The following is a 24,645-nucleotide window of genomic DNA, read 5'->3' as shown; positions in this document are numbered from 1 at the left end:
TTCTTTTATTTCAGATTTTCAACAATTAAATCAACATTATGTTTATACATATCAATATACGTGTCGCCAGCTTCGCCAATAGGTGCTAATGAATCAGAGAATAATTCTTGACCATGCCCACTAACAACTTTGACAGTACCACCTTTAGCCTCGACATCTTCTTTCAATCTTTCCATACGTGCTGGGTCTGTTGTCGATTCTGCAAACACTGCTTTTACTTTGTGTTCCACAATAAAGTCAACGGTTTCTGAAATATCCGCATTAGATGCTTCTGATTCAGTGCTGACACCTTGAGGAGCAATAACCTCTATACCATAGCTTCTTGCAAAATAGTTAAATGCATCATGTGGTGTAATTAAATAGCGTTCACTTTCAGGGATTTCTTGAATTTCATCTGCAATATATGTGTCCAATTCATTTAATTCTTTTTTGTAATCCGTAGCTTTATCTTTGACCGACTCGTCATTTAACAAAGTAGCTAATTCATCTGCTGCCACATCAACCGCTTTTTGATATAACTGAATATCAAACCAGAAATGAGGATCAACTACTTCTTCGCCATCTTCTTGCATCATATTGATATCTGAATCAGAAAAATCTTTTGCAATAGCTGTACCTGTATTTTCTAACGCATCCACCATTTGTCCTTCAAAATGTAATCCGTGGTAAAGAACTAAATCTGCAGAAGTTAATTTATCTAAATCACTTGGAGCAGCAACGTATAAATGTGGATCTTCCCCTGCCGGTATAATTTGTTGAATCTCAACTTTATCTCCTGCTAGTTGTGCAACCATATCCTGTAAAAAAGATGTTGTGACAGTTACCACTGGTTTTCCTGAATCATTATCACTATCACTTCCAATCGTTTCAGTACCTCCATTACTACAAGCTACTAAAAATCCCAACGACATTACCGTCACTAACAAACCAACAAATTTCTTCATAAAAATCTCTCCATTCTGTTACATATGAGAATAATTCTCATTTGTAATTTATAATTTATTACCTATTGGCTATAATTTACTATAAATTTTAGGTGTGTGTCAACATATTTTTAGGCAAGCCATAAAAATATGTTTTTAATTATAATCAAGTGAGATTCAAAAACAGTTCAAGCTTGTTAAAGAAAAGTTGATTATCAATATGTTCTAAATGATTAAGTAAATCCATTATTTCTTCTTCAGTACATTCCAAATGATGTTCGAAAAAAATACGTAATAATCTTTGTTTTCTTTGTAACTGTTCCACCTTTTTTAATCCATATTTAGTTAATTGAACACCTTTATATGGGAAATACTTTACTAATTTATCATTGGCTAACTTTTGAAACATTTCGGTGACTGAAGAATTGGATAGGCTTAAATGTTTGGCAATTTTGTTATTTCCGACTAACTCTATTTGACCATTGTAATAATAAATCAATTTTAAATACTCTTCTTTTTCTGCTGATAAAGAATTCATTCCAACTCACCTCTTTAATTTTTAAGGTTATCCTTAAAAATAGTTTAAAACAACCTACACATAATTGTAAACAGTTTCATAAAACGAAAATTTGAAGTACTATGTAAAAATTCTGATTTATTAGGTATTTTGATAAAAAAATTTTTTTGTATATATTTTAAATTGTAGTATGCAAGCTTTATGGAATAATACCTCTCTCCTGCTTGGTTTATTTTTTTCGATTGTCTGTATAATCCACCTTTAATCACTTTAAATTTTCTTGGTATAAAAGCTAATCAATAGACCTTTTGTATCATAATCTAGAAGTTTACTTTGATCGAATTCTCTGGGAGTCGATTAGAACTGTTTCGTTATAATTCAGTCGATGGGAATCCAGAGTTAAAAAAAGTATTAGAAGAAGATCAAATATATTTTAAATTAAATTCTTATTACTAATGGCGCACAACAAGTTCTACATCTTCTAGCCTTAACATTAAATGAGTCAGAATCATCAATTGGAACTTGATGAATTAGAAAAAGTATTAGATGAAATCAGCCTAAATATCTCTGTTTAATGACCAGACTCCATAATCCATTAAGTACCACAATGTCAAATTTTGAAAAACAAACTATTCTAGAGGGTAGAAGAATGTAATTTTTATATTATTGAGAAAAGTAAAGCTTTTTAAAAGCAATACTTAAATAACTCTATTACCTTCACCTCTCTTGCGTAGTATTCTTTCCATCATTGATTTATAATAGCTATTGAATGATTGACAGGAATACTTCCATTTTGTAAATATTATAATTCTGATAAAAAATCGTAACTAAAAGGAGCATACATATGAAAAGACATGTATTTGATTGTATGGAAGGCTGTCCAGTTGAAAGTACTCTACAAATCATTTCGGGAAAATGGAAAAGTGTAATTCTTTTTCATTTTCCCTAAATGATGTTTGTCGTTTTGGTGAATTACAAAAACTCATTCCTGATTGTTCAAAAAGAATGCTAGCATTACATCTAAATGAATTAGAACTCGATAAAATCATTGACAAAACAGTCTATCCAGTAATGCCTCCAAAAACAAAATATCGACTGTCAGAATTTAGAAAACACTTATTCCCTTAATCAATGAAATGGTTACATGGGGAGAAATGTATAATACATTACAAAAGCAAAAAAAGTTTTAGTAAGCATCTATGTATAAGTTAAGTAAATGAAAAAAGAAGACAGCAGCTTTATTTTGTCTACAATCTGAGAGTATGGACTTAAGTCATACTCTCAAATGAAAATAGTGATAATACCTTTACATCAAGCGACATGGTAACTCTTCTTTAGTAAGGTTATATGGATACAAGAATGGGGGTTACATATGTGGAGATTGCAGTGGTAGAAAATCTAAAAAAAGGATTAGAAGATTCAATTTTGTAGATTTAGATATAATGAAAATCATCAAAAAAACTTATTGAACCACCTTTAATTAAGGGCTCAATAAGCTACTTTCATTTTTAACTGTATTTTCTGAAAATATATTAGGTATCTTAAAAAAAGTTCACATAGCTTTAATTAACTGATAATTACCATCAATTTATTAATTAAACACTTTCTTATAAAATTAGTGACAAAATACCATCTGATAATAAAGCTCTCCTATTTTAATCAGTTCTGGCCATAGTAGGCATTTACACCATGTTTTCGATAATAATGTTTATCGAGTAGATAACTATCAATTGCTGTAATTGTTGGTTTTAATTGTTCAGTTCCCAAAGCCATTGAAGCTACTTCATCTAGAATTACACTATTTTGCACTGCTTTCTCTACCGTTTCTCCCCATGTAAATGGGCCATGTCCATAGACAATCACCGCTGGGCAAGCAAGTGGCTCTATATTTCTTTTTTTAAAAGTTTCGACAATTACTTTGCCTGTCTCTTTTTCGTATTCACTTTCAATTTCTTCGCGTGTGAGCTGACGTGTACAAGGAATTGATCCATAAAATGTATCGGCATGAGTTGTCCCATAGGCAGGAATGTCCCGGCGTGCTTGTGCCCATTTAACAGCATTGGTTGAATGTGTATGCACAATTGCCCCAATCTTTTCAAAACTTTTATAAAGAACTACATGTGTTGCCAAATCAGATGATGGATTGAGGCTCTCTTTCTCTAACAGATTTCCATTCAAGTCGGTAACAACCATTTCCTCTGCACACATTGTATCATATGATACGCCACTGGGTTTGATGACAATAACTCCCAATTTACGATTAATCTCACTAACATTTCCCCAAGTTAATTTTATAAGTCCTTCTTTTGGTAACGTTAAATTTGCCTCAAATACGCGTTGCTTCATTTCTAAAATGATTTGTTCTCTATTCAAAATATCCAACCTCCTTTAACTTAGGAATTAGAAAGGCTTTGGCTTTTTCAATTTCTTCCGCAGGCCGTTCACTACTTTCACTCCACATTTCAATCACAAATGAACCATTGTAATTTAATCGCTTTAAAGTTCGCAAACATCCATCAAAATCAACGCATCCTTCACCAAAAGGCACTTCTTTAAATTTTCCTGGGAAATCTTTTGTTACTGCTAACGTATCTTTCAAATGAATCTGTGTAATCTCAGCAATCCCTTTTTCCAATTCATGGGAAGGGTTATTTTCTGGCCATGCCGAAAGATTCCCCAGATCTGGATAAACTTGTAAATATGGAGAAGGAATTTGTTCTTTGATTTCTAAATATTTAGAAATTGAAGAAATAAAGGAATCATCCATGATTTCAATTGTCAATATAACACCTTTTTCAGAAGCTAGTGCAACAGCTTCTTGTAAGTTTTGGATAAAATATTCACGACTACTGACCGTTTTTTCTTCATAATATACATCGTAACCTGCTAATTGAATACTACGTACGCCTAAATCCGATGCTAAATCAATTGCTTTAATCATGATTTCTCTAGCTATTGCACGTATTTCTGGGTCTTTAGAACCAAAAGGAAAACGACGATGACCACTTAAACAAATCGATAATATTTTTACCTCTGTTTGATAGATGGCTGTGATGATTTCTTGACGCTCTGTTTTTGTCCAATCTAATCTAGCCAAACGTGTATCTGTTTCATCAATCGACATCTCAACAAAATCAAAACCTAATTTTTTTGCGAATTCCAATCGCTCCAACCAACCGATGTCTTTAGGGGTTGCTTTTTCATACAAACCAAGCAAACTCATACTGTCTTACCCCCAAATTCGTTTAATCTCTGCTTTGAAATCTAAAGCAGCTTTTTTTGGATCTGAAGCTGCAGTAATTCCACGTCCAGTAATAAACGTATGCACATCAATTCCTTCAAAGAGCTTCAGTGTTTCTACACTCAAACCACCTGTAACGGATACCTTCATCCCCATATCGATTAGTTTTTTTACACGTTTTAAATCTTTTTCTCCCCACGTTTCACCTGCAAATAATGCATCACGACTTTGATGATAAATGGCTTGTGTAATTCCCGCATCCAACCACTGTTGTGCATTTTCATAAGTCCAATCTCCGTATAATTCGACTTGAATTTCTTCGATTTCCTTAGCTGCTGCAATCATCGTAGGAATCGTTGCTGAACAGATACACGTCATCCAGTTAGCACCGGCTTCAGAACAATTTTTAGCAACTGTTCCACCCGCATCTGCACATTTTGTATCAGCAACAATTTTTTTATCTGGATATAATGCACGAAAACATTTAACTGCATCCTCTCCAACTTGAAGCATCAATATTGTTCCAGCTTCAATAATATCAACTACATCACCTACTTTTGTTATATCTGCTAGTGCAGTAGGTAAATCTGAATGATCGCAGGCAATTTGTAAATTAGGTAAACTCATTACTATTCTGCTCCTTTCTTAATAGTAACAACGGCGAAATTTTATTTTTCGCCGTTGTCTCAGCATTTTTATTTAAGAAATCTTTCTTTCAAGTCACTTTCATTCACACGTTCTGTAATCTCTTTTGGTGACATGACATTTTTAACACCAATAACAGTTACACCTTTTTCTTTAGCAGAATCAAACATACTCACAAAATTCATTGGTGTGAAAACAACATCATAACTTTTAGCAGTACTCTTACCTTCAGAAATAGCACAGTGATGGATATTCGTAATACGAAATCCCTCTGCTTTCAACGCTTTCTCCACACTTCTCATCATCATTAAACTTGTTCCTGAACCATTTGCACATGATACTAATACTCGCATTTTTTATTCCTCCATCTATTTTATTTTTTATGAATTTGCTTTTTCTTGTTCCAAATACGCATCGTAATCATCCACTTTTAAGAAATAACCTTTTGGATCGGCACGATATTGAATCTGTGGTATAGCTAGTAAAATAATTACTACTAATGCAACACCAATAAATCCTAAGAACTTCATTAATACTGTAAAGAATGGCCATACCGTTGCCCAATCAAGCATGCCGAGATAACCGCCATATGGTGCTAAACCTACCCAAGTTGCAATCAAAGCTGAACCAGCAATTTGAATGATTCCTGAAATGAACGGGAAGATAATAGCAGCTTTAATCCCTCCACGATTATTGGCAAACACTGCAATCGCTGCGTTATCAAAAAACAACGGAATAAATCCAGCAATAACGACTGTTGGTGATTTAATTAAAATCAAAAGTAAAATTGTGATAAATTGACCTAACGCACCAAATAAGAAACCAATTGTTACAGCATTAGGAGAGCCAAAACCGAACGTTGCGGCGATATCAATTCCTGGAACAGCACCTGGTAAAATTGTATTGGAAATTCCTTGGAATGACTCGGTCAGTTCCGATACAAAGTTTCGAACACCTAATTGCAAAATTGCTAAATACACTGCAAACATTAGCGATGTTTCTAATATATAAAATAAGAAACTTTGACCTTCAACCATAAAACCAGCATCAATTAAGTAATTTTGTCCCAATGTCAACAGGATAATACCAAAGAAGAAAATCATTAATACTGATGTAGCAACCATATTTTCATTGAATATCGATAAAAATCCTGGCAATTCAACATCTTCTAATTTACGATTACTTTTATTCTTCTTAAAGCGCTCTGATAAACGAGCAAAGAAATATAAGCCAAACATTTGTTGATGCGCAATTGCAAAGCCAGCCCCTTCTGTTAAATCTTGACAAATCCCTACTGTCAAATTCGAACCGACTGCCCAATAGCATCCTAAAATTAATCCCATCACTAGTAAAACTTCAATTCTACCTAATTCAGGAAAACAAAATAATAATAACCAAAATGCAGTTGCAGCTTGTTGTACTTGTACATTACCTGTTGTAAATACAGCACGTAATTTCGTATATTTTTTAAAACGAACCAATAAGATATTAAACACAAAAGCAATCAGCAATAGTAGCATCGTATCCCCGAAAGTACGTCCAAATGTTTCTTCAATTCCTGCAGTCACTGCGTTTTGCCCAAAATATGGATCAGTAACCATCGCATCTAAATTGAAGCGTTCTTTTAACCCAACTAAAATTGGTCGAAAATTATTTACCAGCCCACCAGAGCCAACTGATAAAATTAAATATCCGACAGTAGCCTTCAAGAAGCCCGCAACACTTTCATACAATGGCTTTTTCAAAAGAATATATCCAAGTAACACAATAAAACCAATTAGAAATGCTGGTTTTGTTAGAATATTTTGTGCAAAATAATCCCAAATACCTAACAAAAAATTCAGTAATGCATCCATTTATCTCCCTCTTTTCTAAAAAATTACATTCCGTGTTTTTCCATGATTCTTTCAAAATCTCTAAGTGTTTCAATTGTCAACAAATCTGGTACCATATCCTCCATCATTAAAAGTTCAGATAAATTCGCAATATTTTTCATATGTGAATCAGCATCTTTAGCAGCTAGTGTGAAAAATAATTTAGCATCTTTTTCGGGATTGCCTTCCTCAAAAGAAACTCGTTTTTGCATGATTGTAAAACCAATTCCTGTCCCAAGAACCCCTGCACTTTCAGCAGAAGAATGTGGCATTGCTACATCTGGAATAATGACAATGTACGGTCCATATTCATGACAATCTCGAATAATATCTTCAATATATTGATCAGTAATCAAATGATGTTCCTTTAAAATCTCACCACTAAATCGAATAGCTTCTTCCCAATTTTTGGGTTGCTTATCCATAATTTTGATTAATTGGTTGTCATAAAAGTAACGAAGCATAGAAATTCTCCTTTCTTCTTTTATTTCTATAAGAACGATGGAAATGGTGTATCATTTTCAATCGTAAAGACATCATCAAAACCACGATAGAAATTAAACTCCATATCATTTTTATTTGTTGGATAAATAAATTGACCACCGACTTGCCAAATGTACGGTTTAAATTGATATTTCAAACGATCTTTTTTTAACTTCCAAATTTCAGTTATTTCTTTAGGATCTGCCATAAAATTTGCCCAAATATCATAGTGTACGGGAATGACTACTTTAGCATTTAATGATTCAGCCATGCGTAACATATCTACTGAAGTTACTTTATCTGTAATTCCACGAGGATTTTCACCATATGCACCTAAACACACGTCAATAGTATGTTCGTTACCATGCTTTGCAAACATGTTGGAATAATGAGAATCCCCAGCATGGTAGATATTCCCACCTGATGTTTCAAATAAATAATTGACTGCAATCAAGTCCATATTTTTTGGCATTTTTCCACTTAACAATACATTAGGATCTGATTCAGTCACTAATGCAGTTCGGTCAAAAGCTTCTAATGCTACAATAGTAATATCTTGTATTTGTACTTTATCGTTTGGTTTTACGATAATCGTCTTTTCTTTGGGAATCCCCCATTTCAACCAAGTATTGACTACTTCTAGCGGACCAATAAATTTGGCTTTTGGACAATTCTGATGCACAGCTGCTGCAGTATTAATATCTAAATGATCAGAATGAATATGCGTGACTACTAATGCATCAACATCTTTCACTGCAAAAGGATCAATTACAAATGGTTGGGTACGTAAGTTGGGTTGCATATTTTGTACACCACTCATGCGCATCATTTGATGACCTTTTTTCATCATGCCATTCCCATGTGTTTGTTTCCCAGTTCCAGTCCAAAGGTCACATAAAATGTTGGTTGTACCCGCACTTTTTAACCAAATTCCCGTACACCCTAACCACCACATTGAAACAGTTCCTTCTTTAACTACCGTACGCTCAATCTCTTCATTTAGATACGTTCCCCATTCAGGAAACGTAGATAAAATCCAACTTTCTCTTGTTACATTATCAACATGTGCCATAAACTTACTTCCTCCACTTTGTTTTATTTTACAATTTGAGTTTAACATTTTATCAAACGCTTTCAACATATTTTTATGTTAATTAACAAAATTATATGTTTATTTACGTTTTTTTTTTAGAAAAACCACTTATTAATCTTTTTTTAACGTTAAATAAACATATAAAATGTTAACGGATGTTTTTTTATGTTATAATGCTTTCGAGGTGAGAAAAATGTTTAAAAAGAGCTATACATGGGGTATTTATTTAATTTTTATTGGTTATGTCATCTATTTAGGTATCACTACAGAGATGCTTATAGCTAAAATTACTTTTATCACAATTGGTAGTTTAGTAATAAGTATTTCTTGCTACTATGAGTATCTAAAAACTATTTATGAAAAAATGATTACTTCTTTAACTATGGAAACAGATATTTTATTAGCTAAAAAATATCGCCAACAATTGCTGGAAAAAGATAAATTTAAAGGTTTTAAAAATTCTGTAATTTTATTTGATTCCTTGCTTTTAATAGATGAAGGAAACTATCAAGAATGTCTAAACCATATGGAAAAACATCAACGATTTTTCCGTTCCACGATTGATTATCTTTTTATCTACTACCATCATTCATTAATATGCTATTATTTCCTAAGAGATAATAAACGCGCTACTAATCAACTAAAAAAATTAGCTGATTTCAAAAAAATGAAACAAAAAAGATACAGTCCCTTATTTTCATGGGAAGAAATTGACGGTATTCGTTATGCCTTAGCAGGACGAAATAAAAAAAGTATCACCCAGTTTAAGAAAGTCGCAGTCAAACAATTAAATTTACGTGAACAAGCTTATTTGTATTTTATGATTGCTGATTGTTATAAGGAATTAGCTGACTTGTCTCATTATGGGAAATATAGAAAAAAAGCAGAAGAAGTTGGGAATACCCTGTCTTTAGCAAGGAGTAGTGGAAATGAAGCGATCCAATGAAGAAGTTCAAGCACGAAGAAATCAACTATTAGAGCGAATTAAAGAATTGAAAATAACTGATGCCAAAACACTTAGTCAAGAATTTACAGTATCTGAGATGACTATTCGTAGAGACTGTACAGTTTTAAGTGAAATGAATCAAATCAAGATATCTTTTGGTAAGATTGAAATTCAAAATGCTGAAATGTATGACCAAGACAATGCAGATTCTATGGCACACATCAAAGCTCGTCTAGCAAAAGAAGCGGCTACATTTATTTCTGATCACGACACAGTTTTCATCAATACCAGTAGCACTGCCATTCAATCACTGTCATATACTACTGATAAAACAATCAATGTACTGACAAATAACACAAAAATTATCCATATGAACCATCATCCTCAATCAACGATTATTCTTAGCGGTGGCGAAATTCGCTACCCCAAAGAAGCTTTATTCGGTGATATTGCGATGGAATCTTTTAGCAATGCCCGATCAGACGTAACTATTATCGGATGTAGTGGTTTAGATTTAAAAACGGGTATTTCTACATCAGTCATTCATGAAGCACGAATTAATACTAAAATGATTGAAAATTCAGGTAAGTTAATTTTAGTTGCTGATTATCGTAAAATTGGCAAATCATCAAATTTTACAATTGGTAATATCACGGACATTGATGTATTGATTACTGATATTTATTCTGATAAAAAAGTGCTTGATGAGATAGAAAAACTTGGAGTCCAAATTATTCAATTGCCATTTTAACTATCTAAAAGCTTGAGACATATTAAATTAATAAATATGTCTCAAGCTTTCTATAGAATGAAATAGTATATTCAAATCATTTCTATTTGAATATTAATTTTTTTGTTGCTGTTATACCCTACCTTTGTATTCGTTTTCAATTATTATAAAAAAGACTGTATACAAAATATAGACTTTGTATACAGTCTAAAACTGCCTAACCATCTATTGGTCAGGCAGTTTCTATTTACTCTACTACTTGTATAATAAAGCTTTCATATGGACGTAAAGCATCTGTCACTGTTTCTCTTTCTTTATTTTGAATGACAAAGCGATAGACCTGCACATCATCAAAAAGCTCTGCCACATCATGTGTATATTCTGATAGGTTTGCAACCACTAACCATTTTTGTTCATCCAGCTGACGTTCATAAGCAAAAATTGCTGGATGTTCAGGGAGTAACAATCTATACGTTCCCTCTTTCAAGATTTCTTCTTGATGACGCAACGCAATCAATTTTTGATAGTAGCGGAAAATAGATTTCTCTGAGGTAAGATCTTTTTCTACATTTATTTCTGTATAATCTGGATTTACTTTAAACCACGGATCTGCTTCTGAGAACCCAGCATTTTTTTTATTATTCCATTGCATAGGTGTACGTGCATTGTCACGACTCACCTTGTGTACCGCATCCAAAAAATCCTTTTTTGAAATCGTCTGTTGATCTTCTACAAAATGTTCATAATTACCACGCAGCTCAATATCTACATACTCTTCCAATTCAAATTTCGGATTGGTCATCCCAATTTCTTCCCCTTGGTAAACATAAGGCGTGCCTTGTTGCCCGTGAAGAATTGTCGCATAAGCAGTCGCTGATTCATAATGATAGTCCCTATCATTCCCCCATCTAGAAACAATTCTTGCACGGTCATGGTTGGCAAAATACAAAGCGTTCCATCCACGATCACGTAAGTTCTCCTGCCATTCACTCATGATGTTCTTCAGTGCCACAATATCAGGGGCTTGCAGTGCCCACCGACCGTTCACGTCTCCTTTTTTACGATCAATATGCATATGTTCAAAGGTAAAGACCATATCCAACTCTTCTCGTTTTGGATCCACTAATAAATGGGCATTCGATGCTTTAGCAGCGGGTGCCTCCCCTACACTCATCATATCTAGGGGGGTCAGCACACGTTGGTTCATTTCATGAATAAATTCATGCATACGTGGCCCGTTATGTTGATTGTTCTTCGCAAACGGAATTTCATTATCTGGAAAATCCAAATCTTTTGAAATAGATGTAATCACGTCCATACGCCAACCATCAATTCCTTTTTTCTTCCAATAATGCATCATTTCATAAATTGTTTCACGAACTTTGGGATTTTCCCAATTCAAATCTGGTTGTTCTTTCGCATAATAGTGTAGATAGTATTGCTGACGAGACTCATCCCAAGTCCAAGCAGGTCCACCAAAACTAGAACCCCAGTTGTTGGGTACCTCACGGTTTGGTCCAGCATCTTTCCACATATAAAAATCACTATATGGATTGTCTTTTGACTTCCGGCTTTCTTGGAACCAAACACATTGATCCGATGTATGATTTGCCACAAAATCCATAATAATTTTAATCTCTTGTGCATGAGCCGCAGCAATCAAATCATCCATATCTTCATTTGATCCAAACATTGGATCAATTTGATAATAATCTGCAATATCATAGCCATTGTCAATTTGAGGAGACAGGTACACTGGACTAATCCAAATCGCATCAATCCCTAATTCTTTTAGATACGGTAACTTTTCTTGAATTCCTTTTAAATCTCCAATACCGTCATTGTTTGTGTCTTTAAAACTTTTCGGATACACTTGATAAATAACTGCATCTTTCCACCATGTACTTCGCATCATATTTCCTTTCCTGTTCTAGGCAATTCCTAAGAGTGCCAAAACAATTCCTAAAATAATCATTCCAAAAATCAATACGTTGATACTTACAATTTTCTTCTTCAATAGGTAAAAGCTAAATAAGGTAATCACCAACGGAATAAGACCTACAAAAATTTGATCAAGCATCTCTTGAATATTCATGACTACTTCGCCATCCATTGTCATATTCCAGACAATTTCAAGATTGACCATTTGACTCGTCATCGCACCAACCATCGCAAGACCGACAATACTTGCTGCTTTTGTTAAAATATTAATCAAGCCATTTTCATACAGGCTAGAAATATAAGAAGAACCTAGAGAATAGCCTAATTGTCCACCTTTAAAACGTAAAATTTGTACTGGTAAATTGAAAAGTAACAAAAACACAATCGGTGCAAAGACATTGCCTGCCTGTGCCAATCCTACAGCAATCCCGGCAGATAACGTGCGTAAGACACCCCAGAAAACAGAATCTCCGATACCTGCTAAAGGTCCCATCAAACTTGTTTTAATTGCATTGATAGATTCTTCATTAAAGTCTTCTTTTTCACTGTTTTCTTTCTCCATAGAAGCCACAATTCCCAAAATAAAAGGATACATCGCTACGTTGGTATTAAAGTAAGACATTTGACGCACCATCGCTTCTTTTCTTCCCTCTTCGTTCCCTTTATAGAAGGTATCCAAGAATGGTTGCACTGCATAAGAAAAACCTGAAGCCCCTTGTTTAGAAGGAGTAACTGCTGCATACAGTGTAAATGAACGCCAGTACAATTGTTTCAATAATTTCTTTTCATTGGTTGTTTGTGATGTTTGATTCGTCATTTTTCCCATCCTCCTGCTTATTTGAAAAATTCATCCACTTCAATATCCGCTTTATTTTTTGAAGTAGAAGGTCCTGTTGGCGCTGTGCTCAATTGCTTTTTGATTTCTTTCAAGTCTAAGTCACGACTTGCACTCACAATTGCAATAATTAAAGCAATTACAGCCACCGCAATCAGTGGTGTTTGGAAGTAAGCAATCAAAATAAAACCTAAGAAGTAATAAACCGCCACACCCTTGTCCCATAAAATATTCAAAAGCATAGCCATTCCCACAGCAGGCAATAGATTTCCAGCAATACTTAACCCATGAACAATCACTTCAGGTATTTGCTCTAGCACGCGTTGTGTAGCCGTTGAACCAAATAAAATAGCAAAAAATGGAATCAATGAATATATGAACCACTGCAATCCCCACAAACCAAAGTGCAAACGGGCAATTCCTTTACTGTTTCCTTCTTTTGCCATTGCATCGAATTTCGCTGCAAATGGTCCTACAACAGCAACGTACAATAAAGTTTTGACTTGTAAACCAATAATTCCTAGTGGGACAGCAATTGGAATAGCCACTTCAACACCAGCATTCATATTGATGGCAAAAGCTGTCGCAAGTGCTGCTGCTAATCCAGGTTCAGCGGAGCTTGCTCCACCAATATTAATCACACCCATAAAAATAGTTTCTAACGCTGCTCCAATTAATAATCCTGTTTCGATATCTCCAAGTAATAAACCTAATAATGGACCAATGACAATCGGACGCCCCAACATTGTAAATCCTAAAAGTTCTTGACCACCTACCGTCAGGAAAACGATAAGTGCCACAATAATAGCTTCTATTAACATATATTTTTCTCCTCTACTTAATAAATGATGTTGCTAATTCTTTTCTATCAGATGGTACATTTTGTAAAGCAGTCTCTGGATAAATTTTAACCAATTCAACAAGACTTTCCTTTTCTTTAGCAGTCAACATAACAAATTGTGTTAACGTTTCTTTTTTACCTTCTACTGATTTTCCAACATTTCCAATATTGATGTATTTCATATTTGGCACTTTCTCTGCAAGTCTTAGCGCATCTCCTACTGTACGAACTAAAACCAACAATCGTTTCGATTGTGCACGAGGATCTTTCAAAATAGTAGCTATATCATCAATCGAACGAATCAACACATTGATTCCTGCTGGTACAGCCATTTTTAATGCCATTTGTTGTGTTTCATTTTTTGCGACCTCATCATTAGCAACTAAAATCCCATGTAAATTTAACTCTCTTGACCAAACCATCGCAATTTGTCCATGAATCAATCGCTCATCCACGCGCAAGGTTGTTGGTAACGTTCCAGTAAATGCCACTACTTCTTCAACCGATTCATTTGCTGTTTCTTGTGTAGCAATCGGTGCTTCTTCTTTTATTTCTTCCGGTGCACCAACAAACGTCATCGCATTTTTTCCATTTTCAACCAACGCTTGAATAATTTCTTTTGTATAAACCTCTGCACCAAAAATCACTTCAATCACTACAGGTAGATTAAATCCTGCTACAATGAAGACATTTTCTTTTCCTTGTGCTGCCACTGTCATCTTCTGATTCACACTACCGCCAAACATATCCGTAAAAATCACCGCTTGATCGTCTTCTTTCAAATCAGCAAAAAATACTTCGATTTGCTTCTCAATCTCCAGCTCACCTTCTACGTATGCACACATATAAGTTACATCTAATTCTCTTCCTACAAATAATTCCAATGTGCTTTGAATCCCTTGTGCCATCTTTGTATGTGAAGCGATTACAAACTTTTTCATAAGCTCCTCCTTTTTTGGAACGTTCCAAAAAATATTTTTAAAAATACAAATATGGAACTCGCTATTTTTGGAACGTTCCAAATTTGTATCTTTACTATAAAATAAAATGTAACCCTTGTCAAAGGTTTTTTTATCAAAAAAACTCTGATACAGGCTACTTCATCTGTGTCAGAGTTTCCTTTATAATCTGCTACATTCTTCGGGTCGTGATACCTTCAAGGTAATCAACAGGTAAATATTGGGTCTGATAGACTTTCTTTTCCTTATTTTGTAAGATTAACTGTAAACTATGAACACTTTGTTGGACAATCTCTGAAATCGGTTGACGAATGGATGAAACAAAGCGTTGTTGTTCAGGATACATCCGTCCTCCATCAAAACCAATAATTTGTATGTCCTTTGGTATTTCATACTTCGCACTTTCTAAAATATTTAAGCAAAAATCTGCGTATTGATCGGCAACTGCAAAAATACCGTCATAAGGAAAACCTTTCCGTGCTAAACCTCCAATATAGTCCGCTAGCTCTGGATAAAATTCTTCTTCATGTGTTCTTGAATCAAAAAGTGTGTACGATACACCTTCTTGTTCACAATAATCAATAACCCCCGTTACTCGTTGCCCATAATTGACTTCTGTTTTATAAGTACTTCTCGTAATCACTAACAGATTTTTTGATCCCTTCTCCACTAACTTTTGTGCAGCTAATTTACCACCACTATAATTATCAGCTGAGATACAAGGAATTGTTTCTGACAACCTTTTTTCAATCGAGACAATCGGTAATTCAGTCATTATATACGGTGCCAAATCACTATAAGAAATGGTGATAATTCCTGCCACTTTCTGTTCCTTCGCCATTTGAATATACTCTAGTTCTTCTTTAATTTCATTGTTGGAATTGCACAGCAACATCTTGAAATTTTCTTCTCGTAACGCTTGCTGCATCTTATGTGTTAATTCCGCAAAGAAAGGGGTTCGTGTCGACGGAATAATAAAAACAACTAAATTCGAACGATTCATTTTCAATTCTCTTGCCATTATATTGGGGATATAATTCAATTGCTCAATAGCCGATTGAATTTTTTTTTGAGAGCTTTCTTTTACCTTCACTCCATTAACATAGTTCGAGACTGTTCCTCGTGAAACTCCTGCTAATTTCGCTACATCATTCATTGTCGGCATCACATTTCTCTCCTCTGCTCCATATTCTTCTTATTATCATACAACAAGCTATTCGTTCTTTCTAGAAAAAAGTCATTCTACTATTGTGCTCACTAACAGACGCATTTTTAGTAAAGTAAAAAAGACATAGTGTAACCTTTAATTAAAACATTTCAGTAATATCTTACTTTTAAATTTATTTGATCCATCTTTCGTGCAAATGGATATATATCAATATACTTATTCCCAGGACTATCGCTTGTAATAATGAGTCTTGCCCATTTAATAAAAATCCATAAATAATAAGTGATGTAGCTCATGGTACCTGAACTGCGGTATATAACGAAACAATTTCTGTATACAATGCAGAATAAGTCAATAAACTTGAAACAAAGGGGGGGAAAATAAACGAAATAGCCATAACAGGATTCCTTACAATTGGCGTTGCAAAAATAACTGGCTCATTGATACCAAAAATCGTAAGCACTAATGATAGTCTTCCTAACTGATAGAATCCATATCAATTGTTATCCATAGTAATTAAGTATTAATTTAAGTTATCAGATGAAGCATTCGTTTCTGTAATTTTTTTAGTTCTCAAATCTAAGACTTAGCTGATGAGGATGTAGACATCCATAAAATTATTTCTTATACTTTTTGATTGAAATTCAATTTTAAATATTTTAAGAAGGTACTCCAAAACCCATTAAAACAATCGTATAGTCAAACACATTATTTGAAATTCCAATGCTGTCTACACAATCTTTTTCAATTTAGTTAACGTGCTTTCATATCCCAAACTAATTACAATCAATAGTTGCCGAATATATTGATTACCAATAAATTACAATCATTTGATAAAACCAATCAAAAAAAACCAAAAAGTGGTTCCCTTAACAAGTGTTAAGAGAGCCACTTTTTGTCTAGTTTTAGTACACATCTATGGAATCTACTCAGATAAATAGTTGTTTAATCTACAGATTTTAAGGCTTCCAACATGTCTACTTTTTTCAACCGACTATTAATGACAAATGCCAATATGGTTGTGACCACTGCGATAATCAGCGCTGGAACAATAAAGCTGATTGCCGCTAATGAAGGGTTAAACATCACGTCATCTGGTGGAACGACCGTAATAATATACTGATGCAACAGTCTTCCGATTCCAAATCCTGTGATAATACCCAAGATTGTTAATAAGATCGTCTCACGATAAATATAAAGCGTGACTTCTTTTTCGTAAAATCCGAGTACTTTAATTGTTGAAAGTTCACGCATTCGTTCTGAAACATTGATATTCGTCAAATTGTACAAAATAACCACGCCTAACAATGCTGCAATAAGAATTAAGACAGTCATGATCTTATCTAGTGAGTGCACAATGGTTTCAATTTGGTTGGTCAGTGTTGTATTTTGAACAACACCGGTTACCCCATCTAAAGTAATAAACTTAGAAGATTGTTCTTTCGTATTTTCAGTGGAATTGTCTTTTAGGTTTACAAGATAGGCATTTGTTTCGAATGGTGTTCCAAAAATGGATTCGTAACTTTCTTTATTTGCAAAAGCAAAGTGTCCCATATAAATTTCCGCAATTCCAGTGACTTTCATTTCTCTTTCGGTGTTGGTGCTGTCTTCTAATGCTACAGTATCTCCAACTTTTAAATCTAGAAGTGTTGCTAAACGTTCAGAGATAATTACGCCATCGTCTGGCAATGACAAGGAATCCTTGCTTTTTCTATTTATTAGGTTGATATAATCTGAAAAATTTTCGTCTTCTTCTGGAACAATTAATTTTATCTCTTGTGTATCTTTATTTGCTCCTGCAACTTTTGTTAACTCTTCGTAGTGAATGGCTTCATTTTGAGCTACTTCATCAGAGTGCAGCATATCGTTGATTTTTTGTTCTTGCTCATCTGAAACATAATCATTTTGGGCAACAATCATATTATAGTGAATCAAGTCACCAAATTGTCGCTCGTTAATGCCACCAATAGAATGCTGTACGCTAAATCCAGCAAATAAGAGTGCCACTGCGCCAGCAACACCAAAAATGGTCATCATCATTCTTTGTTTATAACGGAAAATGTTTCTCGCCGTCACTTTATGAGTGAAACTCATTTGACTCCAAATAGGCTTGATTCGTTCTAATAGAATTCTTGAACCGGCTGTAGGTGGCTTCGGTAGCAAGAGTTGTGCAGGTTTTTCTTTTAACTCTTTGGAAGCCGCAATAAACGCAGGAAGAACGGAACTCAATAGAGCAAGTAGGATAGCGACTAATGAAATGCCCCAGTAGAAATGTAATTCTATGTTTGGAACGGTAAATCCTGCATGATAGGCATTATTTACAATTAGCGGCAAGAGTGTATGCCCTAAAATAATCCCTAAAATTGTTCCTGAAAGACTAGAAGTCATCCCATAAAACACAAATTTCTTTAGAACATCTTTATTTTCGTACCCCAATGCTTTTAATGTTCCTGATTTGATTCTCTCTTCATCTACAAATCGAGCCATAGTAGTCAACGTAACCAATGCCGCCACAAAATAAAGGAAAATAGGGAAAACATTGGCTAAGGAATCGACAATTTGAGAAACGCTACTATAAATTTTATAGCCTTCCCCACCTGGCATTTCTCGACGGCTATTCAATGAATAGGTTGGTACGGACAAGTGATCAATCATTTCTTGGGCTTTATCAAGTTCTTCTTGTTTGTCTGCAATTTCTTTTTCTGCTTCTTCTTTTTTCGATAGAAACTCTTTGTTCTTTTCCTCGTATTCGTTTTGGTTTTCAGCGAGTGTTTGTTTAGCCTCTTCTATCTGTTGTTCTCCCGCACTTTTTTCTTCAGCAAGCGTGTTTTTGGCTGTTTCTAGCTCGTCTACTTTATTGGCTAACTCATTTTGTGCTTGCGCTAATCTAGAAGCAGTAGCTTGGTATTCTTCAGACTTACTATCTAAGGTAGATGCGCCTTCATACCATTCATTTAAACCTACATAATAGGCATTTAAATTTTGATTGTACGTTGCTACACCAGAATTGTATTGATTTAATCCGTTTTGATATTCTGTTTCTTTTTGGTTCAAGAGTACTTCTTTTTGAGCTAGTTCATTTTGTGCTTGTTGCAATTGATTTTTTGAATTTGCAATCGTTTGTTTTTGTCTGTCTAGCTCTGCTTTTGCGTTTGAAAGCTCTGTAGAAGCGGCATTTAACTCATTTTGTGCACTGGCTAACTCTTGTTCAATCGGGTCTAGTTGGCTTTTTGCATTAGCTAATTCTGCTCTTTTACTCTCTACTTCATTTTGACCGGTTGCTATTTGGTCTAAACCTGGGTTGTATGTCGATTCGATAAATGTATTGTACTCATTTTGTAGCGTACTCAAGTCTTGATTGACACCTTCAAGTTTAGCCGATAGCTCAGCCGTTTCTTCTTCTGTTAGGTCAGGGTTTGTGAGTGCTTGTTCCACTTCACTTTTAGCAGCTGTTAAGCGTTGAATGTTTGCTTCATATTGCTGTTTTCCTGACTCTAATTCTTGGCGTTTTGCGTCTAAATTGGCTTGAGCTACTTCAACTTGCTCTACGCCTGCGTTGTATTCTTGTTGTTTTTGATTGAAACGATTACGTGCGGTTTCGTATTCATTGTTTTTTGCATTGTATTCTTGTTGTTTTTCTGAGAAAACTTGTTCTGCTGCTGCAATTTGACTTTCTGCTATTGCAATCTTTGCTTGATTTTCATTAGTTTTTCCGTAACCATTTGCAATTTGTTGGCGCCCAGTTGCTAATGAATTCGCTGCTGTCGTTAATTCCGCATCGGCATTATTCAATAATCCTCGTGCTTGCTCTAATTGGCTTTTGGCACTTTGTAGTTGATTCCATTTCTCATCTAATGTCGCTTGACCATTGTTTAATTGCTCTTTGGCTGCAGATAGTTGTTTTTCTCCGTCAGCAATAGTTGCTTGTGCATCTGCAATTTGGTTTTCACCGTCACTGATTTGTTGATTGGCATCCGCAACTTTAGAAGCTAATTCTTCTTGCGCTTCATCAATTTGTTCGCCACCAGAGGCTAATTTTTCTTTCGCAGCTTCTAACTGTTTTTCAGTATCTTCTAATTGTTTTTTCGCATCATCAATTTGTTTTTGACCGTCATCAATTTGTTTTTGATATTCTTCTTTAATCGTTGTTAAACGGATATCCGGTTGATCTTTTAGCAGTTCATCCAAATTATCTTTATGTGTTTGCAGTAAATCTGTATATTGATCAGAATAAGGATCTACATTGTTTAAGTCCTCAAATGTTACACGAGCTAACATATAGATTTCAGAGTCAAAAGCACTTTCAGGAACCACGGCGTAACCTTCTAATGATCCTGTTCCTGCTGTTGAGACCCCTTGGTTAATACTGGATAGAATTTCACCTGAGTAGACAAATCCAACGATTTCAAATTTATGTCTTTTTAAAATAGTTTCTCCTGAGATGTCTTCATCTTCTGTAAATTCAATGGTATCCCCAATTTTGTATTGATCTACATATTTGTTATCAAGAGCGATTTCCTCTGCCTTTTCAGGTAGTTTTCCTTCTATAATTTGATAATCAGAAATTTGTTCGCCTTTAGAAAACACTCTAATACTCAAATTGGTCTCTTTAATGACCATGTCTTTTAAATATCCATACTCTACAGAATCGATGCCGGTTGCCTGATTAATTACCTCAACGTCATTGTCATCAATTCCCAATGTTCCTATAATCGTTAAATCGGATACATTCAATTCATCAAAATAATTTTCCCCAGTAGCACGCATATTCGGTCCAGTCACTTTCAATCCGACAAGTGCAAAGGAACCAATCAGCATTAATCCCATAATAGAGAAGAAGCGTCCTTTTGATTTAGAAATTGATTTGAAAATATCTTTCCATAACATTTTTTTCACTTTACTCACCTACCATTCAAGATCTGAAATTTTACTTGGTGAAGGATTGATGTCCACACTTTGAACCGTTGCATCTCTCATTCGAACCACACGATCTGCAATAGGAGCAATGGCACCGTTATGTGTAACAATAATTACCGTTGCACCTTTGACTCTACTCATGTCTTGCAAAATTTGTAGTACTTGCTTCCCTGTTTGGTAATCAAGTGCGCCTGTAGGTTCGTCACAAAGTAAAATTTTTGGATTTTTTGCTACAGCTCTAGCAATCGCAACCCTTTGTTGTTCCCCGCCAGATAATTGAGCTGGGAAGTTATCTATTCGTTCGCCTAGTCCAACTTCCTTTAATACTTCTACTGGATCAGAAGCATCTTTCACAATCTCTGAGGCTAATTCAACATTTTCTTTGGATGTTAAATTGGGTACTAAATTATAGAATTGGAATACAAATCCGACGTCTTCACGACGATATTTTGTTAATTGTTTTGAATTGTAATCAGAAATATCATTTCCATCGATAATAATTTGTCCTTCATCATTTGTATCCATGCCACCTAATATATTTAACATGGTTGATTTACCAGCACCAGAAGCACCTAGAATGATGACTAACTCACCTTTTTCTACTTCAAATGACACATTATTGTTCGCTACAATTTCTGTATTTCCCATGTGATAACGTTTATAGCTGTTAATAACTTCGATATAACTCATAATCCTCTTCCTTCCTTTAAATGAACAACGTGTTGATTTAAACTCATGGCTAGTATATAATTAACCCCAAGCAATGGCAATAAACACTTTTTACAAATGTGTTTATTTTACAAGAAAGGTGAGAAAAAATGAGAAGAAATACACAAACAAAAGATAAAATAAAAGAAGCCTTTATCAACTTAATCAACGAAAAAGGATTAGAAGGGATGACCGTTAGTGATATTGCTCGACAGTGTAATATTAATCGAGGAACCTTTTATCTTCATTATGTAGACAAATATGATTTGATGGAAAAATTAGAAATGGAAGCAATTTATAATCTTAAACAAATTTTACTATTGGATAAAAATCCGAAAAATCTTGAAGATCCACTTCAACTCATTCCTTATGAATCCATCCTTCAAGCCTTGATTTATGTGAAAAATGATTTTAGCTTAATTCAAGCGTTAGCAAGTGAAGGAGGAGATCCTCATTTTATGCAAATGGTTAAAGATATACTTAATGAGTTGATTCATTCAAAATTAAATTTGTCAAAAAGTCTACAATTTTCAAAAAAAGAACTGCCTGATGATTATGCCAAAGAAATTTTATTATCTAGTATTGCTGGAATCATTCATTTATGGATAAAAAAAGGCGGGCTAGAAACGCCTGAAGAAATTGCAATGATGATTACAAAGGCAAAAAAAGTCTCTCCATATGAATTACTATTATAAAAGTTATACAGGAACTGAAACAGCAATCGCGGTAGACAAAGAAAGAACATTTACGAGAAATGACTCTTTTCATTAATAAAGCGCAAAAAAAGCACTTATAGTACAATCAATAAGAGCTTTTTTCGTTAGCATAACAACAATTAATATTTTAAGAATTATTTTCTTAAAATCCCAATGCACCTTAACAATCCCACGAAAAATATCAAAATCAATTTTAGTGGGAATACTCGGTGGAACCATCACCTGCTGTAAAAGAATCCTTTATCAAACAGGGTTTTCAATAAATCCATTTTTTCCATCAAAATCATTGGTAGACTTTTTTAATTGGGGATTCATTCCCAAAAGTTATAAATGAAGAAAAAATACCTGAACTTAAGTTGCCTGCGAACTTATTTTTAAATCAAGAAGTTCAACAAATAAAAAAACAAGCATCTGCCAAAGCAGTCTACTTGTCTATTTTATCTTTTATATTACAAATATCGTGAAAAAGATTGCTCTTATGCTATACTTTTTCCAGGTTTTCAGTTGGAAAGAACTTATTAATCAAATAAAAACATAAGGTGCCAACTAAAATAATACAGATAGCTAGGTAAAAACCATAGACTTTTGAACCTGTTTTATCTGAAATAAAGCCTGTGACTGTAGGAACGAGAACTGAAGCGGTCATTCCAAAGAAATTGAACACACCATAAGTTGTTGCGATATTTTTTCTTGGAGCAAATTGTCCTAACCAAGAAATAATAATTGGTTCGACTGCTAATTTTCCAAAAAAACCATACAAAATAAAACCTATGATTAGTAATGTTTGTCTGCCCTCAGTTATTGGTGACAACGTGAATAATAAAATAGTTGCCGCCAAAAGCTCTAAAATAATAATAAATCGTTCTTTGTATTGCGGCATTTCATCTGCTAAACGACTAAAAATTAATGCTCCCGGAATTGCCACAAAAAAGACCATTGCTGAAATAATTCCTACAAAATTGTTGGGAACTCCACGTTCGGTTTCTAAAAAATTGGGTAACCATGTATCAATTAAATAATATGTATATAATGTTGAAAAATACAAGATATACGCTGCAACCATTTGCGGCTTAAAAAATTCTTTAATGGATACTTTTTTTGACTGACCTTTTGAAATTGTTCTTTCTTTTATTTCTTCTGGTCGGATATATTTAGTAAAAATAACTAGCATCACAATAATCAAAAACATCGGAAGTAAAAAAATAGCTTGCCATGGAATAATACGTCCACCTACTAAAATATTAGATGAAATCAAGCCTATTCCACACCCCAATGCTGTGCCACTATTCACAATAGCTGTTGCGATACTGCGTTTTTTTGGAGGAACAAATTCATTTGTTAAGGAATATGCAACACCATAATAGGTTCCACATCCCAGTCCAGATAACACACTTCCTAAATATACCACGGGTAGTGTTGTTGCTGTCGTTACAAGCAATGTACCAAAACCGAAAATAATAAATCCTGGAATAAGAATCTTCTTTCGCCCTAATTTATCGACTAATATCCCTGATGGAATTTGCATACACGCATAACCTAAAAAATAATAACTAGAAATATAACCAATTTGTGCATCGCTTGCTCCACCAAAAAATTCTTTAATGATTGGATAAATCGGAGGATATGCGTCTCGATAAATCCAGATAACTACCCAGCCAGCAGTCAAAATGAATAAAATTTGTTTCCAATAAGGAACTGTTTTTTTTAGTGCTTCTTTTTCCAAATTACATCCCCCCATGAACATATTAGAAAATTTTTCTAAAAAACTCTCAGATTACCTAGAAACAATTGCCTATGAAAAATTGTTCGAATAATTTCATGGTTGTTCAAACAGTTTAAACTTGTCATTTGAAATTTGATAAGCTTCTAACAAATAATTCTTCCTCCTTTACATTCTTTTACTCTTCTTTCAAATTTCTATTTAATTGTAATCGCATCGGATATTTCAATCATTAATCAAATGAAACATATTTTATTTATTAATTTGTCCGTTTTGAACAAAGGTATTTTTTATAAATTTATGAAAAATCGTCCATCATCATCGAATATTTGCTTTTCTAATGAGAAAGTTTCCCTTATTTACAGATGTTTATCTTTATTGAATCATT

General features: G+C 34.1%; 21 protein-coding genes and 1 pseudogene. 4 read left to right on the top strand and 18 right to left on the bottom strand.

Translation table 11 applies throughout. The features are described 5' to 3' along the window. Window positions 1-5: 5 nt before the first annotated feature. Window positions 6-944, bottom strand: a complete 939-nt coding sequence (locus AC4BC7_RS03045; protein ID WP_490503805.1) for a metal ABC transporter solute-binding protein, Zn/Mn family — start codon at window positions 942-944, stop codon at window positions 6-8. 145 nt (window positions 945-1,089) lie between these two features. Further along, window positions 1,090-1,461, bottom strand: coding sequence for a metal-dependent transcriptional regulator (locus AC4BC7_RS03040; protein ID WP_207940424.1), 372 nt, complete (start codon window positions 1,459-1,461; stop codon window positions 1,090-1,092). Between the two features lie 823 nt (window positions 1,462-2,284). Here AC4BC7_RS03040 and AC4BC7_RS03035 point away from each other — a divergent pair. Beyond that, window positions 2,285-2,630, top strand: a pseudogene (locus AC4BC7_RS03035) (winged helix-turn-helix transcriptional regulator). A 469-nt stretch (window positions 2,631-3,099) separates the two neighbouring features. Here the strand turns inward: AC4BC7_RS03035 and araD are convergent. From araD to ulaG, 7 genes are all read right to left on the bottom strand, one after another. Further along, a complete protein-coding gene (araD, locus tag AC4BC7_RS03030) occupies window positions 3,100-3,786 on the bottom strand; it encodes an L-ribulose-5-phosphate 4-epimerase AraD (RefSeq protein WP_243430484.1) in 687 nt (228 codons plus the stop codon). Between the two features lie 19 nt (window positions 3,787-3,805). Continuing rightward, entirely contained in the window at window positions 3,806-4,663 is an 858-nt protein-coding gene (locus AC4BC7_RS03025; RefSeq protein ID WP_207940423.1) for an L-ribulose-5-phosphate 3-epimerase, read from the bottom strand. 6 nt (window positions 4,664-4,669) lie between these two features. After that, window positions 4,670-5,308: a 3-keto-L-gulonate-6-phosphate decarboxylase UlaD gene (locus AC4BC7_RS03020; protein ID WP_490503804.1), complete on the bottom strand. Its 639-nt coding sequence runs from the start codon at window positions 5,306-5,308 to the stop codon at window positions 4,670-4,672. A 68-nt stretch (window positions 5,309-5,376) separates the two neighbouring features. Then, window positions 5,377-5,679 (bottom strand): PTS sugar transporter subunit IIB, encoded by a 303-nt coding sequence (locus tag AC4BC7_RS03015; RefSeq protein ID WP_207940421.1) that lies wholly within the window; start codon window positions 5,677-5,679, stop codon window positions 5,377-5,379. A gap of 27 nt (window positions 5,680-5,706) precedes the next feature. Beyond that, the gene (ulaA, locus tag AC4BC7_RS03010) at window positions 5,707-7,182 is read right to left on the bottom strand and encodes a PTS ascorbate transporter subunit IIC (RefSeq protein ID WP_490503803.1); all 1,476 of its coding nucleotides are present in this window, start codon (window positions 7,180-7,182) and stop codon (window positions 5,707-5,709) included. A gap of 23 nt (window positions 7,183-7,205) precedes the next feature. Beyond that, on the bottom strand, window positions 7,206-7,664 hold the full coding sequence (locus tag AC4BC7_RS03005) for a PTS sugar transporter subunit IIA (protein ID WP_490503802.1): 459 nt from the start codon (window positions 7,662-7,664) through the stop codon (window positions 7,206-7,208). A gap of 26 nt (window positions 7,665-7,690) precedes the next feature. Then, a complete protein-coding gene (gene ulaG / locus AC4BC7_RS03000; RefSeq protein WP_490503801.1) occupies window positions 7,691-8,755 on the bottom strand; it encodes an L-ascorbate 6-phosphate lactonase in 1,065 nt (354 codons plus the stop codon). Window positions 8,756-8,969: 214 nt separating this feature from the next. Between ulaG and AC4BC7_RS02995 the strand changes: the two genes are divergently transcribed. Next, complete coding sequence (locus AC4BC7_RS02995) at window positions 8,970-9,722, top strand: hypothetical protein (protein WP_207940417.1); 753 nt, start codon at window positions 8,970-8,972, stop codon at window positions 9,720-9,722. Next, window positions 9,706-10,473 (top strand): DeoR/GlpR family DNA-binding transcription regulator, encoded by a 768-nt coding sequence (locus AC4BC7_RS02990; RefSeq protein WP_490503800.1) that lies wholly within the window; start codon window positions 9,706-9,708, stop codon window positions 10,471-10,473. Before AC4BC7_RS02995 ends, AC4BC7_RS02990 begins: the two co-directional genes overlap by 17 nt. A 226-nt stretch (window positions 10,474-10,699) precedes the next feature. Here AC4BC7_RS02990 and AC4BC7_RS02985 read toward each other — a convergent pair whose 3' ends face one another. From AC4BC7_RS02985 to AC4BC7_RS02950, 8 genes are all read right to left on the bottom strand, one after another. After that, window positions 10,700-12,364: a glycoside hydrolase family 13 protein gene (locus tag AC4BC7_RS02985; protein ID WP_490504403.1), complete on the bottom strand. Its 1,665-nt coding sequence runs from the start codon at window positions 12,362-12,364 to the stop codon at window positions 10,700-10,702. An 18-nt stretch (window positions 12,365-12,382) separates the two neighbouring features. After that, window positions 12,383-13,219: a PTS system mannose/fructose/sorbose family transporter subunit IID gene (locus tag AC4BC7_RS02980; RefSeq protein WP_422389681.1), complete on the bottom strand. Its 837-nt coding sequence runs from the start codon at window positions 13,217-13,219 to the stop codon at window positions 12,383-12,385. An 8-nt stretch (window positions 13,220-13,227) separates the two neighbouring features. Next, entirely contained in the window at window positions 13,228-14,049 is an 822-nt protein-coding gene (locus AC4BC7_RS02975) for a PTS mannose/fructose/sorbose/N-acetylgalactosamine transporter subunit IIC (protein ID WP_207940414.1), read from the bottom strand. Between the two features lie 13 nt (window positions 14,050-14,062). After that, on the bottom strand, window positions 14,063-15,010 hold the full coding sequence (locus tag AC4BC7_RS02970; protein ID WP_490503799.1) for a PTS sugar transporter subunit IIAB: 948 nt from the start codon (window positions 15,008-15,010) through the stop codon (window positions 14,063-14,065). 190 nt (window positions 15,011-15,200) lie between these two features. Beyond that, window positions 15,201-16,193, bottom strand: coding sequence for a LacI family DNA-binding transcriptional regulator (locus tag AC4BC7_RS02965; protein WP_207940412.1), 993 nt, complete (start codon window positions 16,191-16,193; stop codon window positions 15,201-15,203). Window positions 16,194-16,488: 295 nt separating this feature from the next. Beyond that, window positions 16,489-16,659 (bottom strand): hypothetical protein, encoded by a 171-nt coding sequence (locus AC4BC7_RS02960; RefSeq protein ID WP_207940411.1) that lies wholly within the window; start codon window positions 16,657-16,659, stop codon window positions 16,489-16,491. Between the two features lie 482 nt (window positions 16,660-17,141). Further along, entirely contained in the window at window positions 17,142-21,083 is a 3,942-nt protein-coding gene (locus AC4BC7_RS02955) for an FtsX-like permease family protein (protein WP_490504402.1), read from the bottom strand. A gap of 18 nt (window positions 21,084-21,101) precedes the next feature. Continuing rightward, window positions 21,102-21,803 carry an ABC transporter ATP-binding protein gene (locus AC4BC7_RS02950; RefSeq protein WP_490503798.1) on the bottom strand — a complete coding sequence of 234 codons (702 nt, stop codon included), beginning with the start codon at window positions 21,801-21,803 and terminating at the stop codon, window positions 21,102-21,104. A gap of 128 nt (window positions 21,804-21,931) precedes the next feature. Between AC4BC7_RS02950 and AC4BC7_RS02945 the strand changes: the two genes are divergently transcribed. Then, window positions 21,932-22,516 carry a TetR/AcrR family transcriptional regulator gene (locus tag AC4BC7_RS02945; RefSeq protein ID WP_207940409.1) on the top strand — a complete coding sequence of 195 codons (585 nt, stop codon included), beginning with the start codon at window positions 21,932-21,934 and terminating at the stop codon, window positions 22,514-22,516. Between the two features lie 502 nt (window positions 22,517-23,018). On the opposite strand, the gene AC4BC7_RS02940 is transcribed toward AC4BC7_RS02945, so the two are convergent. Beyond that, window positions 23,019-24,260 carry an MFS transporter gene (locus tag AC4BC7_RS02940; RefSeq protein ID WP_243430418.1) on the bottom strand — a complete coding sequence of 414 codons (1,242 nt, stop codon included), beginning with the start codon at window positions 24,258-24,260 and terminating at the stop codon, window positions 23,019-23,021. Window positions 24,261-24,645: the final 385 nt, after the last annotated feature.

The sequence above is a fragment of the Enterococcus sp. AMC1623 genome, from assembly GCF_058216495.1.
The sequence above is the reverse complement of the archived record's forward strand: the minus strand, read 5'-3'. Positions and strand labels throughout refer to the sequence as shown.

Coding starts and splice junctions, on each gene's coding strand:
- AC4BC7_RS03005 (WP_490503802.1), bottom strand. CDS start 7,664: ATGCTTCGTTACTTTTATGACAACCAATTAATCAAAATTATGGATAAG.
- AC4BC7_RS02990 (WP_490503800.1), top strand. CDS start 9,706: ATGAAGCGATCCAATGAAGAAGTTCAAGCACGAAGAAATCAACTATTA.
- AC4BC7_RS02985 (WP_490504403.1), bottom strand. CDS start 12,364: ATGCGAAGTACATGGTGGAAAGATGCAGTTATTTATCAAGTGTATCCG.
- AC4BC7_RS02995 (WP_207940417.1), top strand. CDS start 8,970: ATGTTTAAAAAGAGCTATACATGGGGTATTTATTTAATTTTTATTGGT.
- ulaG (WP_490503801.1), bottom strand. CDS start 8,755: ATGGCACATGTTGATAATGTAACAAGAGAAAGTTGGATTTTATCTACG.
- AC4BC7_RS02945 (WP_207940409.1), top strand. CDS start 21,932: ATGAGAAGAAATACACAAACAAAAGATAAAATAAAAGAAGCCTTTATC.
- AC4BC7_RS03020 (WP_490503804.1), bottom strand. CDS start 5,308: ATGAGTTTACCTAATTTACAAATTGCCTGCGATCATTCAGATTTACCT.
- araD (WP_243430484.1), bottom strand. CDS start 3,786: ATGAAGCAACGCGTATTTGAGGCAAATTTAACGTTACCAAAAGAAGGA.
- AC4BC7_RS02965 (WP_207940412.1), bottom strand. CDS start 16,193: ATGCCGACAATGAATGATGTAGCGAAATTAGCAGGAGTTTCACGAGGA.
- AC4BC7_RS02955 (WP_490504402.1), bottom strand. CDS start 21,083: ATGTTATGGAAAGATATTTTCAAATCAATTTCTAAATCAAAAGGACGC.
- AC4BC7_RS02950 (WP_490503798.1), bottom strand. CDS start 21,803: ATGAGTTATATCGAAGTTATTAACAGCTATAAACGTTATCACATGGGA.
- AC4BC7_RS03045 (WP_490503805.1), bottom strand. CDS start 944: ATGAAGAAATTTGTTGGTTTGTTAGTGACGGTAATGTCGTTGGGATTT.
- AC4BC7_RS03040 (WP_207940424.1), bottom strand. CDS start 1,461: ATGAATTCTTTATCAGCAGAAAAAGAAGAGTATTTAAAATTGATTTAT.
- AC4BC7_RS02970 (WP_490503799.1), bottom strand. CDS start 15,010: ATGAAAAAGTTTGTAATCGCTTCACATACAAAGATGGCACAAGGGATT.
- AC4BC7_RS03015 (WP_207940421.1), bottom strand. CDS start 5,679: ATGCGAGTATTAGTATCATGTGCAAATGGTTCAGGAACAAGTTTAATG.
- AC4BC7_RS02975 (WP_207940414.1), bottom strand. CDS start 14,049: ATGTTAATAGAAGCTATTATTGTGGCACTTATCGTTTTCCTGACGGTA.
- ulaA (WP_490503803.1), bottom strand. CDS start 7,182: ATGGATGCATTACTGAATTTTTTGTTAGGTATTTGGGATTATTTTGCA.
- AC4BC7_RS03025 (WP_207940423.1), bottom strand. CDS start 4,663: ATGAGTTTGCTTGGTTTGTATGAAAAAGCAACCCCTAAAGACATCGGT.
- AC4BC7_RS02980 (WP_422389681.1), bottom strand. CDS start 13,219: ATGGGAAAAATGACGAATCAAACATCACAAACAACCAATGAAAAGAAA.